A 12,682-nucleotide genomic window follows, 5' to 3' on the forward strand; every position below is an offset into this window, starting at 1 on the left:
TCATGGAAACCTCGGGCAGCGGAAGCTCCGCAGGGCCGCGAGCCCGAACGGACTCGGCAGCGCCAGGCTGCGGATCTCGAAGGTCACGGCGTGGCTCGCCGTGCCGTAGGTCACCCGGGTCCGGTCCGGCGCGACGGCCTCCGCGCGGCCGGCATCGAGGAGCCGGAGCAGGGCCCAGGGTCCGGTGAAGGAGAGGGCCTCCGGGGCGCCCGGCTGCACGCTCACCCGCGCCGCCGGGCCGGCGAGGCCCGGCGTCGGCCAGGTGAAGCGCAGGGGGCGCGCGCTGCCGCGCGAGAAGGCCGCCTCCTGGCCGTCGCTGACGAACGAGGCGGCCGTCGCCTCGGGATCGAGGCGAATCGGCGTCACCTCGAAGGCCAAGGCGGGCTGCGCCCCGGCCGCCGGAAAGAAGGCCTGCCGGATCTCGTCCGCATCCTCGAAGCTGCGCAGGAGGGCGGCGCTGCCCGCCGATCGCCATCGCCAGGGCTTCCCCGTCCCGTCGACGGCATCCGCCATGTGGGTGCGGAAGAAGGTGGCGAAGACGCCCTCCGGTCCGAACACCGCGGCGAACTCCCCCAGCGGCGTATCGGCCGCCGCATTCCGATCGAACGGGAAGCGCCTGTCCGTCGCGGCGCGGCAAGCCTGCTCGCCGGCCTGGCTCCAGCGGCGGGCGAGATCGACCACCTGCGCCTTGCCCTCGGCTCCCGCGATGAGGGTCTCGTCGAGGGCGATCGGCACCAGGGGACGCGCCAGCATCGCCGCGACGTGCCCGTCGAGGCTCGTCCGCAGGACGGCGTGCTTCTCCTCCGGGTAGAGCCGCGCGAACAGCCCCTCGAGCCGCGCGTCGGCGAAGGGCTTGTCGAGGGAGTCGGCGCCGCCGAGCATGCGGTAGAGACGCAGGGTCTCGCCGATATCGGCTCCGGCCGATCCGGAATCCGCATCCTTCGCGCCCCTGTCCTTGCTTACCGCGTCCTTGCTCCCCGCGTCCTTGGCACCCAAGTCGGCGACACCGGCCTGGATCGATTCGCGGACCAGCCTCGGCGAAGCTGCGCCGGCCACGCCCGGGACGGCCTCCCGCGCCGCGGCGGCGGGCGGCCGGGGCATTCCTCTCGGCACCACCGGCGCGTCCGGGTTCGGTTTCGGGGCAGCGTCGGCGTCGGCGTCCCCGGCCGCGCCGGCCTCGCGCAGGGTGTTCCCGAGCGCGACCAGGATGCGCGGCAGCAGGAAGCCCGTCAGGGCGCGCTCGTAGAGGTTGGCCCGCCCGGCCGAGATCTTCTCCGCCTGGTCGAAGGTATCGAGCAGACGTGGAGTGCCGGCCTCGGTGAAGGGCGTGGCCGCATCGCGGGCCTGGCTCAGCACCACTTCGGCGCGCACGAAGTCGGTATCCGCTACGGCCTCGACGGGTAGGGTCCCGGCCCCGGCGGTGTAGACGGCGAGGCGCGCATCGGTGTCCGAGAGCATCCGCTCCTGGCGCAGGTAGGCGACGAGCCAGGTCAGGGACAGGCCGAGGACGAGGGCCGCGGCCAGGCCGCCCGCCGCGGAGCGCAGGATCCTGCGGCGGCGCTCCAGGGCCGGATTGGTCGAGACGAGGTTCGCCTCGTTGAAGATCACCTCCCGCAGCAGGCGCGCGAGGAAGTAGCTGTGCTGCCCGTCCGCCGAAGCGGCACCGAAGCGCGGCAGGTCGATGGCGAAGCGCTGGCTCGCCGAACGCGTCACGAGGTCGAGGCCGCTGCCGCTCTGCTCGGCCGAGGCGAGGTAGAGGCCGCGCAGCCGCGGCGGGGCGTCGAAGCGCGAGGACGCCGCGATCTCGCCGATGGTCTCGTGGAGCGGCTCGGCGATGAGGGCGAGCTGGCTCGGAAAAGCGAAGATCTGCGCGCGCCGCTCGGGGTCCGTCTCGGCCTGCAACCGGTCGAGGAGGAGTTGGTCGAGGCGTCCGACGAGCCGGTCGAAGGCGGAGCCGAACCGGTCGGCGAGGTCGCGGCCCTCGATCCCGCCGCGCGGCGGCGGCAGGGTGACGCCCCAGACCTGCTCGCGGCCGGTCCGGGCCATGTCGTCGAAGAAGGCCGTGAATCCGGCGAGGCGGTCCGCCTTGGTCAGCACGAGATAGACCGGCACGCGAAGGCCGAAGGCCTCGTCGAGTTCCCGCAGGCGCTTGCGGATCGTCCGGGCGTGATGCAGCCGCTCGGTGGCGGAGGCCTGCACCAGCAGGTCCATCCCGACCATCACGATGGCGCCGTTGAGGGGCTGGCGCCGCCGGTGCTTGCGCAGCAGCGTGAGGAACCCGCGCCAGCCCGCCGCATCGGCCTCGCCGTCGCCCTCCTGCGCGGTGTAGCGCCCTGCAGTGTCGATCAGGATGGCCTCGTCCGTGAACCACCAGTCGCAGTGGCGGGTGCCGCCGACGCCCTCGACGGATTCGCCGACGCTGTCGGCGAGGGGAAAGCGCAGGCCGGAATTGCGCAGGGCGGTGGTCTTGCCGGAGCCGGGCGGGCCGATCAGCGCGTACCAGGGCAGCGCGTAGACGGAGGCGCGCCCCATGGTCTTGCGCAGGAGCTTCAGGGCGTCGCGCAGCCGCGACTTCAGTTCGGCGACGTCGTCGGCCGCGGCCCGGGCGGGATCGGCCTCGGCCCCGGCCGCGACGGCGTCGATGAGCGCCGCGTCGCGCCGCTGGCCCCGGACGAGGCGGACGAGGCAGTAGAGCACGAAGCCGACGGCGATCGCCCCCACCGCGTACAGGCGGGTCTCGAAGCGCTCGAACGGCCGCCAGCGGCCGAACGAGACGCCGTCGCCGTAGAAGAACACCACGCAGGCGGCGACGAGCGCCCAGATCAGGGCGACCAGCCACCAGGCCTTGACCCGGCTGGCATAGGTCGTCGCGTAGGACCGGATCTCGTAGATCCAGTTGAGGATGTTCATGGCGTGGCTCCCGCCCTCGACGGTCCCGGGGCCGGTGCGCCCGATGCAGGACCGTCCGATGCAGGACCGTCCGACACGCCCCGGGCCGGCGTGTTGCGGCGGATCAGGAGTTCGGTGCGCCGGTTCTCGGCCCGTCCCTCGCGGGTGTTGTTCATGGCGATGTTCTCGGCAGAGTCGTTCGGGCGGGTCGGCTGCGCCTCGCCGCGGCCCTCGGCCCGGATCGCGTCGCTGCCGATGGAGCGGCCGAGGATGGCCGCCACGGCCTCGGCGCGGGCGACGGAGAGCTGGTAGTTCGAGGGGAACCGCACGGTCTGGATCGGGACGTTGTCGGTGTGCCCGACCACCTGCACCGTGACGTCGTCCGTCCGGATCGCCGCGCCGACGCGCTCGAAGAGCTGGACGAAGGCGGGAGCCACCGTCGCGCTGCCCGAGTCGAACAGTCCGGCGTTGCGGATGCGCACGATCGCGCCGGAGCCGCTCGGCTCGACGTCGATGGCGCCCCGGTCGATCTCCGGCTTCAGCACGCGCCCGAGCCCGGCCGCGAGGGATGTGTCGGATGCCGGGGGCGCTTCGGCGATCGGTTCCGCCGGAGCTCGGGCCGACGGCACGCGACGCAGGCTCGGCGTCCCGCGCGGCGGCGCGTCGAGAAAGGCCGCGAAGGTCGCGTCCGAGCGCCGGTTGACGGCCCATTGCAGGGCGAGGAACAGGCCCGCGAGGGCGAGGATGCCGAGTCCGGCCCCCGCCCAGAGCAGGAGCTGCCCGCGGATCGGGGGCAGGCGCGCATCGACGCCGCGCCACTCGGGCGACAGTTCGCGCTCCACCGGCCCGCGCAGGGTGCGGTAGAGCCCCTCCCGGATACGCCCGATCTCGAGATGCCCCTGCGGATGCACCCGCATCCGCCCCTCGAAGCCGAGGGAGAGGCAGTGGTACATGAGCAGCAGCACGTCCCGGTTCGAGCCGGGGTCCTTGTGCAGGTGCGCCAGGAGGTCGAAGAAGCGCTCACCGCCCGTCACGTCGGTGTGGAAGGTCGAGACCATGCCCTGCCGCGCCCACAGGCTGTAGGCGCCCCAGGACGAGTTCAGCACCACGTCGTCCACCGTCGCGCAGAGGGCGTAATGCGCCGCCTGCGCCCGCTCGCGCGTGACCGCGACGCCGAGGATCGCCGCCTCGAAGGCCTTGACGGCGGCGATCACCTTGAGGCGCAGGGCCTCGAGATCCGGCGGGCTCGACAGGCTGCGCAGGCGTCCGACGAGGCTGAGGATCGGCAGGGCGGCCGCCACCATCGGGGGCACGCCGGACCGGGCGAGATCGAGGCTGCCGAGGGTCTCGATGGCCGCGTCCGGGGGGGCCGCCGCCGGCTGCGGGTCCACCCGGAGCACGGGCTGGGGACGCACCCCGCCGGGCGTCGGCTTGACCACCGTGGATTCGCCCGCAAGCCCGCGGGCCTCAGCTTCCGACACCGTTCGCTCCCGCTCGCTCCAAGGTCGTCCACCGGCTCGCGACGGCCCGCGGGCGAGGGCCGCGGCCGACCGCTCCGCGCACGGCCGAGGTCACCCGCGACACTGCGCCAGAACCACCGCCCGTCCCAAGGGAAATTCTACCGAGGATCGCATAAAACAGAACAGACACCGTTTGCGTGTTTCGCGCTCAGCCCTTGATCGCCCACAGTTCGAGTTCGAGATCGGGGAAATTGCCGGCGAGGTGGATGGCGACCGCACTCGAATGCTCGAGTTCCCGCCAGAGCGGGCCGGTGGTGTCGAGCTCGAAGTAGACCGTGCCGCCGCGATAGGGGAGCTGGCGCGGCGCGACGGCGAGGGGCCTGACCGCGATGCCCGGCAGGGCGACGTTGACGAGCTGGGCGATCTGCTCGACGGGACCGATCTTGACCTGGTTCGGCAAGGACCGCCGCAGGCTCTCGGCCGGCATGTTGGCGCGCACGGCGAGGACGAACCCGGCGCCGAGCAGCAGGGAGCGGTCGTTGATCGCGCCCACCCGCACGCCGTGGCGGCGCTCCTGAAGGTCGATGGGCACGGCCACCTGATCCAGGAGTGCGGAGAGCGCCGCCCGCAGGTCGGAGAAGACCGTCGCGAACGTCGCCGCCAGATCCTCGTGGGAATAGTCGGGAAAGCGCGTGGCGCGCTTCGAGGGCGCCGTGAAGGTCGCGAGTTCGCCCGCCAGGGCGAGGCAGAAGCCGTAGAACGCCTCCGGCGGCAGACGACCCGCCTGGGCCGCCGCGTGGCGCAGGGGCGGATCGGCCCGGTTCAGGGCCTGGAGGAGCAGGAAGTCGGCGACCTCGGCGGTGCCGCGCACCGTCGGGTCGGCGATCCGGGCCGCGATGGCTTCGGCCCGATGCGAGACGAGACCCTGCAGCTCGTTGACGAGGGCGGCCAGGGGCGCCTGCGCGGCGCAATTGAGGCAGGGCGCGATGAACCGGTCGTCGAGGACGATGCTGAGGTCGGAGCGGACCTCGACCACCCGGGCGACGGCGAGGCGTTCCGTGCCCGCGAGCGGTCCGTTCGACGGGGCATAGGCGAGGCGCAGGCGCCCCACTTCGAGGCTCGCGCTCGTGAAGCTGTCGCCGTTGGCGTCCGGCGCGTCGTAGGCGGTCCGCCGCAGGCGGGTGGCGGCGTCCTCGCGGCGCTCGGCGCCGATCTCGGGACTTCCCGGCTGGCGCATGGGAATCGCGAGGTAGATCGTGACGTCGCGGGTGCCGGGCAGCAATTCGAGGGGCGGCGGGAGGTCGGCGTCGCCGGGCGCTTCGAAGGGGGTTCCATCGGGGAAGATGCCCCGGGCGTGCGCGACCGCGAAGCGCCCGGCGCCGAGGGTCTCGCGATTGATGCCGATGTCCGAGAAGCCCCAGGGATAGGGCGCGAGGTCCCGCGTCAGGCCGCGCACGAAGCGTTCCGTCCAGCGGTCCGCCTGCTGGAAGTGCTGGACGCGGAGGAACATGCCCTCCGACCAGACCACACGGTTCTCGCTCAGCATGGATCGGGGCTCCCGGGCTCTGTCAGGTCCTGCGGGCGTAGGCCCGACGCAGCGGCGTCAGCACGACGTCGGCCGCGGGGGCGTCGGGCGCGCCGCAGAGGTTGGCGTGAAGGGCGACGTAGCGGTCCCACGAGGCGGCGCGCAGGAGCGGGCCCACGGCGAGGCGGGTCCGCTCGCGGGCCGCGTCCTCGAGGAATTCGGGCTGGATCTGCGCGCCGAGATCGGCGGCGGCCTCGCCGACGGAGAGGCCGAGGGCACGGCTCGCCTGGGCGAGGCGGGCGAGGCGGGCGGTGAGTTCGTCCGTCGCCCCGGCATCCCCCGTCGCGAGGGCGGCGGCGAACAGGGAGGCGAGGTCGGCCCCCGACGTCTCCCGGTCGGACAGGCCGAGGTCGCGTTCGGCGGTGCGATGCACCGCCTCGAGGGCGGCGAGGACGTCGATGAGGCGACGCAGGATCTGCCCGCTGCGGACCATCGCGGCGCGGTCGCGGGCGGGCGCGACGCCCTCCGGCATCAGGCTGCCGAGGCCGGCGCCTTCCACCAGGGCGGCCTGCGCATCGCCCCAGTCGGGTCCCGCGGCGCCGCCCGACGCGGGCGCCGCATCGTCGCCCAGATCCCAGTCGGCCGGCAGGATCGCCCGGACGCCGCCGAGCTGCAGCGCCTCGCTCACCGGCGAGAGGTGCTCGCTGCGGCTGGCGAAGTCGCTCAACGGCTGGAGCATGGCCTCGGGCTCGTCCGTCAGGGACGTCGCGGGCGGAGCCTGCCAGCCGAAGGGCTGCACGACCTGCGCATCGACGGCCCCGCCCGGCAGGGTCGAGAGCCAGTCGCTGGCGCTGCCGCCGAGGCTGCGCGCGGCGCGCCCCTCGCTCGCCTCGCTGGTGCCGGCGAGGATCCCGGTCACGCCCTCGGCGGTGCCGGGCGCGATCCGGTCCGTCCCGCCACGCGGGTCGGGCAGGGTCGCGTCGGCGGTCCGATCGAGGGCGATGCGATAATCTCCGATGCGGAAGACGTCGCCCGGCCCGAGGAGGCGCCGCTGGTCCCGTCCGACGGGGCGCGTCTCGGCGGCGAAGAACACCCCGTTGCTCGACAGGTCCACGAGGTACAGGCCATCGGGTCCGTTCTCGATCCGGCAATGCACCTTGGAGATGTGGCGGTCGGGATCGGCGAGGATCCAGTCGTTGTCCGGCGCCCGGCCGATGGCGAACGGACAGGCGGACGGTTCGAGGCGCCGCGGGTCGATCCCCGGAACGCCCGCGGGCGTCTGCAGGACGCGCAGGGTGAACGTCATCGTCCCATGAGGCTCCGCCGGAGCCCCCGTTTCGTGAACCCCCGAATCCTGCGATTCCCCGCCCGCACCGCTAGTTCGCCCGCATCCGGACGCGGGTGTCCCGCTCGCTTCGGCCCGAGCCGTAGACTGCGTCGCGCGGTAGGGCCGGCGGCTCGAGGAAGACGACGCCGATGCCCATGCCCGGGGCGCCCGCGATGGTGGCCGGCTTGTTGAAGTTCTGCGCGCCGATGGCGGTGGCGGCCTGGCCCAGGGGCAGGAGCGCGCCGATGGCGGCCTGCGTGCGGATGCCCCCGCCCTGCGAGGAGACCGCGAGGCCCGTGCCCGGGTCGATGGCGATGTTGCGGTTTCCCTGCAGCAGGAGTTGGCCGGCCTGGCCGGCGCCCTGGATCAGCGCCCCCGCGAACAGGCCGGCGTAGCGTTCGAAGACGTGCTGGTCGACATCGTTCGAGACGCCCGTGCGCGCGTCGCGGGCCGAGATCGCATAGGCCTTCAGGGGGAACTGGCGCCCGTCGTTGAGGACCATTTGGCTGAACTGGATCGCCGCCTGGTTGCTGCTGTAGACGATCTGGCCGATCAGGCGGACGCCGTGCAGGGGGCCGGGCCGCTGCGCCCCGTCGACATCGTAGATCGTGGCGAAGATCGGCGCCTGCGGATCGTCGGAATTGAAGCCCTGGTCGAGGGACGCGTAGACCGTGTCGCCGGCGCGCGCGACGGCGTAGCGCCGGACCGGCGCCCCCCCGAACTGGCCGTTCGGACCGGCCTGCCCCGGATATGCCCCCTGCCCCGGATATCCCCCCTGCCCCGGATAAGCATTCTGGCCCGGATAACCGCCCTGGCCTTGCGAACCGCCGCCATAGCCCGCCGGCCCCGGGGCGCCGCCCGGCCCAGCGGAGCCGCCCGGAGACCCGGACTGGCCGCCGCCGCCAGCGCCGCCGAAGCCGCCCGGCTGTGCCCCCGCCTGCGGGTAGTTCGCCTGCTGGATCGGTGTGCCGCCGCTTGGTGCGGGCGATCCGCCGCTGCGGGTCGGGCCGGCACCGGAGATCCCACCGCCCCCCGCCCCCTCGGCCCGCCCGTAGCGCTGCAGGGTGAAGCCGCCGCTCGGGGGCGCCATCAGCGCCTCGATCTGAGCGTTGATCCGCGCCTCGATCGCCGGGTCCGAGAGCGCCTGGCCGGGGGGGCCCTGGTAGACGACGCTCGGTGCGGCCGGCGCCTGCCCCGGCAGCGACCCTTGCGTGAACGGCATCGCCGCCTGGGGCGGCGGCTGGACGGGACTGGCCGACGACTGGGTAAGACTGGCGGGCGCCTGGACAGGGCCGGCGGGCGCCTGGACAGGGCCGGTGGGCGCTTGGACGGTGCCGGCGGGCGCCTCGGCCTGGACGCGGATCAGCAGGGTGGCGTCGGGTGTCGCGCCGGCCAGAGCCGCACCGAAACCGAGGGCCAGGACGAGGGATGGCATCGTTTCACCTAGTCACGAGGGCGGGGTCACGAGGGCGGAGACACGCGGACGGGGTCGCACGGCATGCGGCCGATCCGAGGCGGTCCCGGTCCGGCGAACGGAATCAGTACGCGATGGTGACGGCGCGCTCGCGGCCCTCGGCATCGGTCACGAGAAGGCGCGGCACCGGCCGGTCGAAGCGCCAGACCCGCAAACCATCCGTGGTCTGAGCCATGGCGTCCTGAACCGGGTTCACGACGACGACGGGTCCGCGCACGTAGAGCCGCCCGCCGTAGCTCCAGGCCGACACCACGGGGTCGTCGACCCGCAGGCGCAGGGCGGAGCGGGGCGGGACGCCGGTGCCGAAATCGTCCATCAGCCGGTCGGGGTCCGGCGGGCCGCCCGCGCGCCGAACCCGGGTCGAGACGAGGCGCGCGGGGCCGGCATCCGCCCCCGCGGCGGCGGCCACGAGCGCCGTGTGCCGGGCGTTGACGGGCCCCTCCCGGAGGAGCCGGCTCGCCGCCGCGGTGGACGCGGCCTCGGCGTCCGGCGCCCGGCCGGCGGCCGAGGCGCCGCGCCCGCGCACCGTGATGGCGACGGGCAGGTCCACGGTCTCGATCCCGCGTCCGCCGCTGCGCACGATCAGCACGATCGGCAGGGGGTAGTTCTCGATGGTGATCGAGATGTTGCCGTAGGTGGAGACCCGGCAGGGCATGATGTGGATGGTGCTGGGGCGCTCGGCCGGCGCCACGGCCTGGCCGCCGCAGCCGCCGCCGTCAACGGCGAACATGCGCGGGTCGTAGGCGGTCGCGGTGATCGGCCAGGGATGGCCGCCACCGTCGAGGATCGTGATCGGCGTCACCATCCCGAAGGCGAGGTGCACGACCTGGGGCGCCGCCATGTCGACCTGAGGCTGGATGCTCATCAGCTTCGGCCGGACCTTGGGCGGCGGCTCGTCCGAGTAGCCCGACGCCATGGCGGCGCTCTGCGCATCGATGATGCGGTTTCGGATCGCTCCGATGTTCCCGGGGGTGAGGATCGCACCGCCCGACCGGTCGGTCATGGCGCTCTGGAGCGCGGAGACCTCGGCCGGCGTGAGCTCGCGCGGCGGCGGAGGCGTCGCGGCCCGCTGCGCCTGGGGGGCCGGGCCGGGGGGCGCAGAAGCCGAGGAGGGCGCAGAAGCCGAGGGCGGCGCGGGAGCCTCGCCCGCGACCGGGCGGGCGGGTTCGGCCTGCGCCACCTGGGTCGCGGCACGCGCCTGCGCCAGGGCCGGCGCCGCTCCGCCCGGCGCCAGAACGCAGAGCCACACCACCAGGGGTGGCGATAATTTCCTGCTGATCAAGCCCGAAAGCCTCTTCGCCTCACGCACGTCACCACCCCTCGGTTGTGGCGGGATCGGCTCACCTGCCGTGCTTCGGCGCCGAAACGCAATGCCATTCCTGCCACACCCCGGGTTTTCGGCAACAACTCGGCGGAGCGGGAACGCCTGAAAATCGCAGGACGCCCGGGACCGTGCTTCGGTTCTGTGATCCCCCGGACACAGGGCCCGGCAATCATCGGCGGACCCGCCGAAGCGGATTGACGCGGGCGCTTCCGAACGGGGATGACAACTTCTGGTTATTGCAGGGAGCCCGGGTATGAAGTCGCTACGCCTGCTCGTCCTGGTTGCGGCGGCCCTCGGCCTTCAGGCCTGTTCCTCGACGGGCGGCACGGGCTCGCCCGAGAGCACGCGAAGCTTCCTCAAGGACGAGATGGGCCGGCGCGGTCTATGAGGCTCGTTCGTCCGCTCCTCGCCGCGACGGTGTCGCTCGCTCCGGTCGCCGCGACCGCTCAGGTGAATCCGATCCTCGCGGCGACCCAAGCCGCGGCCCCTTTCGTGCCCGGCGCCTTCGCCCCCGCGCCCTATCCCTACGGGGCTCCGGCCGGGTACGGCGGCTTCTATCCTCCCCCGTATCCCGGCTACGGATCGCCCTACCCCGCCACCAATCCCGCCCTGAACCAGATCACCCAGTCGCAGGGGAGCCCGAACGTGCCGAGCCGCGCCGGCGCGACGCAGATGCAGGGTCTGCTCGGCGGTGGCCAAGGGGGCGGTCAAGGGGGCGGTCAGGGCAGCGGCCAGGGCGGCGGCCAGGGAGGAGGATCCGGCGGTGGCGGATCGCCGGGCGGCGGCGGCGCCGCGATGCTTCCCGCGCCCGATCCGGACACCAGCTACGAATTGCTGCAGGATCCGGGCTCGCCGGTCTACGGCCGCTACGGCGGCCTGCGCTCGAAGAACGGCGACATCCGCCAGCAGATGATCGCCCAGGCGGCCCGCGGCGTCGGCGTGCGCCAGGGCTTCGCGGACGAGACGGCCCGGATCAACGCCGAACTCGACGGCGCCTACGGCGCAGCCCTCGACCGGCGCTACGACTTCGCGCCCCTGATGATCGACCGTACCCTGGTGCCGCCCGTCATCGTCGAGCTGCGCCGCCTCGGGGAGCGGGCCGACGACCGGCGGCTCTACCTCACCCTGGGCGCCTTCGAGATCGTGCGGCCGGCCCGCCTCGCCCTCGCGCCTCCGGGCTGGCGCGACTACCTCTACAACACGGGCGTGCCGCCGACGCTGCCGCCATCGGCCTCCGAGGTCCGGCCCGAGGGCGGCGCCGAGGAGGGCGTCTGGGGGATCGCCTTCGAATCCGGCGTCGCGGTCGGGATCGCCGAGGCGCGCGCCAGCTTCACCGCCAACCTCGACCGCCTCGAGCGGGACCATGCTGGGATGGGCCGCTATCACGACCTCGCCCGCAGCGGCGCCGTCAGCCTGCCCGTGGTCGGAACGTCGGCCCGCCGGGTGCGCGTGGCGGCGGACGGCGCACGCGCCTTCGTGGGCGAGCGCGTCGTCAGCCTGCAGGTGAGCCCCCGGTTTCGCGCCGCAGCCCCCGCCGCCTTCCGTTGAGGCGCTTCGCGCGCCGCACCGTCCTGGGCGGTCTCCTCGCCGGAGCGTGGCCGGGCGACGCCGCCTATGCCGACGCCCTCGCGTCTCTGCGTGACCGGCCCAACGGCCGTGACCGTCTCTGGCTGCGCCGCGCCGACGGCTCGGAGATCGTCAGCCGGTTTCGGGACCCATCCGGCGCCTACGACCGCGCGCAGATCCTCCTGCTGTCATGGTTCATGCGCGACATCCGCGACGACGAACGGGCGGTCTGGATGGAACCGCGCCTGTTCGACCTCCTCGCCTCGGTCCAGTCGAGCATGGCGGCGGTCCACGGCGCCCCGCTCCCCCTCCTGGTGACCAGCGGCTACCGGACCCCGGCCCACAACGCCGCCCTGGAGAACGCGGCGCGCCAGTCGATGCACGTCTACGGCTATGCCGCCGACGTGCAGGTGAAGGGGTACGCTCCCCGCGCCGTCGCCCTCGCGGCCTCCTTCGTCTCGGACGGCGGCATCGGCCTCTACGACAGCTTCACCCATCTCGATGTCTGGACCCGCCGCAGCTGGGGCGGCGAAGCCAGGAAGCCGCCGGAGCCGTCGCCCTGAGCGGGGGCGGAGTGGTTCTTCCGCGGCGCGGGCCGTCGGTCGCCCCGACGCCCGCGATCACGCGACACCCATTCCCCTCAGTGCGGGCTCTCCACGGCGAAACTCCGGATCGCCGGGTCGAGCGAGGTCTCGAAGGCGACCGGCTCCGGGCCGGCGCCGAGGTGCGCGACGGCCTCGATGCGGATGCGCAGCAGGCGTTCGAGGGGATCGCGGCCCTTGACGACGCTCACCCGCACGGAGTGGAACCGCGGCTCGAACGCCTTGATGGTGGCTTCGAGGGCGCGGGCGAGGTCGGTGCGCTGCTCGGCCGTGGCGAGCGGCGCGCCGACGAAATCCTCGACGCCGTAGCCGGGCAGCGCTCCGCGCAGGGCGGTGAAGGCCGCCGGCAGGGTCGTGGGCCTCCGGCGGGTGTTGAGGAGCGATTCGAGGTCGCGCCGTAAGCCCTCGCGGATGCGGCGCAGTGCGTCGCTCCGCGCCCGCGGCGGGTCCGCCGCCCGCTCGGGCTCGTCGTCGATCAGCCGATCGAGGAGGGAGGCCTGGAGGCGCATGCCGCG

The 12,682-nt window shown here is 73.7% G+C and carries 10 protein-coding genes; 3 read left to right on the forward strand and 7 right to left on the reverse strand.

The genetic code is table 11. The features are described from left to right. From tssM to ASG60_RS00140, 6 genes are all read right to left on the reverse strand, one after another. The gene (gene tssM, locus ASG60_RS00115; protein WP_056383855.1) at positions 1 to 2,910 is read right to left on the reverse strand and encodes a type VI secretion system membrane subunit TssM; all 2,910 of its coding nucleotides are present in this window, start codon (positions 2,908 to 2,910) and stop codon (positions 1 to 3) included. Beyond that, positions 2,907 to 4,370, reverse strand: coding sequence for a type IVB secretion system protein IcmH/DotU (gene icmH / locus ASG60_RS00120; RefSeq protein ID WP_056171554.1), 1,464 nt, complete (start codon positions 4,368 to 4,370; stop codon positions 2,907 to 2,909). Before icmH ends, tssM begins: the two co-directional genes overlap by 4 nt. A gap of 187 nt (positions 4,371 to 4,557) precedes the next feature. Beyond that, positions 4,558 to 5,895, reverse strand: a complete 1,338-nt coding sequence (gene tssK / locus ASG60_RS00125) for a type VI secretion system baseplate subunit TssK (protein WP_056356809.1) — start codon at positions 5,893 to 5,895, stop codon at positions 4,558 to 4,560. A gap of 22 nt (positions 5,896 to 5,917) precedes the next feature. Further along, on the reverse strand, positions 5,918 to 7,180 hold the full coding sequence (locus ASG60_RS00130) for an FHA domain-containing protein (RefSeq protein ID WP_056383857.1): 1,263 nt from the start codon (positions 7,178 to 7,180) through the stop codon (positions 5,918 to 5,920). A 70-nt stretch (positions 7,181 to 7,250) separates the two neighbouring features. Next, the gene (locus tag ASG60_RS00135; RefSeq protein ID WP_056383859.1) at positions 7,251 to 8,636 is read right to left on the reverse strand and encodes a TrbI/VirB10 family protein; all 1,386 of its coding nucleotides are present in this window, start codon (positions 8,634 to 8,636) and stop codon (positions 7,251 to 7,253) included. Positions 8,637 to 8,739: 103 nt separating this feature from the next. Continuing rightward, the gene (locus tag ASG60_RS00140) at positions 8,740 to 9,957 is read right to left on the reverse strand and encodes a DotH/IcmK family type IV secretion protein (protein ID WP_156398738.1); all 1,218 of its coding nucleotides are present in this window, start codon (positions 9,955 to 9,957) and stop codon (positions 8,740 to 8,742) included. Between the two features lie 295 nt (positions 9,958 to 10,252). On the opposite strand from ASG60_RS00140, the gene ASG60_RS23685 reads away from it, so the two are divergent. From ASG60_RS23685 to ASG60_RS00150, 3 genes are read left to right on the forward strand one after another with little or no spacing between them, the layout of a single operon-like run. Beyond that, the gene (locus tag ASG60_RS23685) at positions 10,253 to 10,387 is read left to right on the forward strand and encodes a hypothetical protein (protein WP_274533789.1); all 135 of its coding nucleotides are present in this window, start codon (positions 10,253 to 10,255) and stop codon (positions 10,385 to 10,387) included. Continuing rightward, positions 10,384 to 11,547, forward strand: a complete 1,164-nt coding sequence (locus tag ASG60_RS23690) for a type IV secretory system conjugative DNA transfer family protein (protein ID WP_056383863.1) — start codon at positions 10,384 to 10,386, stop codon at positions 11,545 to 11,547. The genes ASG60_RS23685 and ASG60_RS23690 overlap by 4 nt, the downstream gene beginning before the upstream one ends. Then, positions 11,544 to 12,128 carry a DUF882 domain-containing protein gene (locus tag ASG60_RS00150; protein WP_056265793.1) on the forward strand — a complete coding sequence of 195 codons (585 nt, stop codon included), beginning with the start codon at positions 11,544 to 11,546 and terminating at the stop codon, positions 12,126 to 12,128. Before ASG60_RS23690 ends, ASG60_RS00150 begins: the two co-directional genes overlap by 4 nt. A 77-nt stretch (positions 12,129 to 12,205) precedes the next feature. Here ASG60_RS00150 and tssE read toward each other — a convergent pair whose 3' ends face one another. Further along, positions 12,206 to 12,676, reverse strand: a complete 471-nt coding sequence (gene tssE / locus ASG60_RS00155) for a type VI secretion system baseplate subunit TssE (RefSeq protein ID WP_056383865.1) — start codon at positions 12,674 to 12,676, stop codon at positions 12,206 to 12,208. Between the last annotated feature and the right edge of the window lie 6 nt (positions 12,677 to 12,682).

Source organism: Methylobacterium sp. Leaf469 (assembly GCF_001424745.1).
Classification (GTDB): Bacteria; Pseudomonadota; Alphaproteobacteria; order Rhizobiales; family Beijerinckiaceae; genus Methylobacterium.

What these genes read in the sequence shown, in the direction of transcription:
- tssE (WP_056383865.1), bottom strand. Translation starts at nt 12,676, where the DNA reads ATGCGCCTCCAGGCCTCCCTCCTCGATCGGCTGATCGACGACGAGCCC.
- ASG60_RS23690 (WP_056383863.1), top strand. Translation starts at nt 10,384, where the DNA reads ATGAGGCTCGTTCGTCCGCTCCTCGCCGCGACGGTGTCGCTCGCTCCG.
- tssM (WP_056383855.1), bottom strand. Translation starts at nt 2,910, where the DNA reads ATGAACATCCTCAACTGGATCTACGAGATCCGGTCCTACGCGACGACC.
- tssK (WP_056356809.1), bottom strand. Translation starts at nt 5,895, where the DNA reads ATGCTGAGCGAGAACCGTGTGGTCTGGTCGGAGGGCATGTTCCTCCGC.
- ASG60_RS00135 (WP_056383859.1), bottom strand. Translation starts at nt 8,636, where the DNA reads ATGCCATCCCTCGTCCTGGCCCTCGGTTTCGGTGCGGCTCTGGCCGGC.
- ASG60_RS00130 (WP_056383857.1), bottom strand. Translation starts at nt 7,180, where the DNA reads ATGACGTTCACCCTGCGCGTCCTGCAGACGCCCGCGGGCGTTCCGGGG.
- ASG60_RS23685 (WP_274533789.1), top strand. Translation starts at nt 10,253, where the DNA reads ATGAAGTCGCTACGCCTGCTCGTCCTGGTTGCGGCGGCCCTCGGCCTT.